The following is a 1,056-nucleotide window of genomic DNA, read 5'->3' on the forward strand; positions in this document are numbered from 1 at the left end:
ATGTCCAGCAACACTCTCGACTTCACCGGGCAGAAGGTCATCGTCATCGGCGGTACCAGCGGTATGGGGCTGGCTTCCGCCCGCCGTGTCCTTCAGGGCGGTGGCAGTGCCGTCGTCACCGGCCGGAGCCAGACCAGCGCCGCCCAGGCCGTGGCCGAGCTGGCCGAATTCGGCAACGCCGTCGGGCTGGCCGCCGACCTGTTCGACCGCGCCGCGGTGGATCGCCTGCGCGAGGAGCTCACCGAGCAGCACGCCGACGCCACCCTGCTCGTCAACGCCGCCGGCGTCTTCGAACCCAAGTCCTTCCTGGACCACACCCAGGACGACTACGACCGCTACCAGGCCATCACCCGAGCCTTCTACTTCGTGACCCAGACCGTCGCCGCCAACATGATCGCCCGCGGCAACAAGGGAGCCATCGTCAACATCGGCGGCATGCTCGCCCACCAGGCCATGGCCGCGACCCCGTCCTCGGCGTACTCCGTGGCCAAGGCCGGCCTGCACTCCCTCACCCAGCACCTGGCCATGGAACTGGCCCCGTACGGCATCCGGGTCAACACCGTGGCCCCGGCCGTGGTCCGCACCCCCATCTACGAGGCGTTCATCCCCAAGGACGAAATCGACTCCACGCTCGACGGGTTCAACAGCTTCCACCCCCTCGGTCGCGTCGGAACCCCCGACGACGTCGCCCCCACCGTGGCCTTCCTCCTGTCCGACCAGGCCGACTGGGTCACCGGCGCCACCTGGGACGTCGACGGCGGCGTCAGGGCCGGACGCAACCTCTACTGACCGCCCGTCACCCGCCCACTCCCCCACACACCCACCCGACCATGGGACGCCACCACGTCCCGCACCCCGTCGGCCGACATCACAGGAGCGCATCGTGTCCTACCACGAGCACACCGACCACCAGTACGCCAAGCACATACGCGCCGGCGCCCCCGATGCCTTCAAGTCGTTCATGGCCTGGGACACGCAGGTCCTGCGCGGCAGCAACAAGGCCATCACTCCCAAGTACACCGAACTCATGGCCGTGGCCGTGGCACTGACCACCCA

General features: G+C 68.8%; 1 protein-coding gene. It reads left to right on the plus strand.

The genetic code is table 11. The features are described 5' to 3' along the window. Positions 1–789, plus strand: a 789-nt coding sequence (locus ACWDA7_RS53210; RefSeq protein ID WP_450615475.1) for an SDR family NAD(P)-dependent oxidoreductase, incomplete at its 5' end; no start/stop codon positions are given. Positions 790–1,056: the final 267 nt, after the last annotated feature.

The organism is Streptomyces sp. NPDC001156, assembly GCF_053598275.1.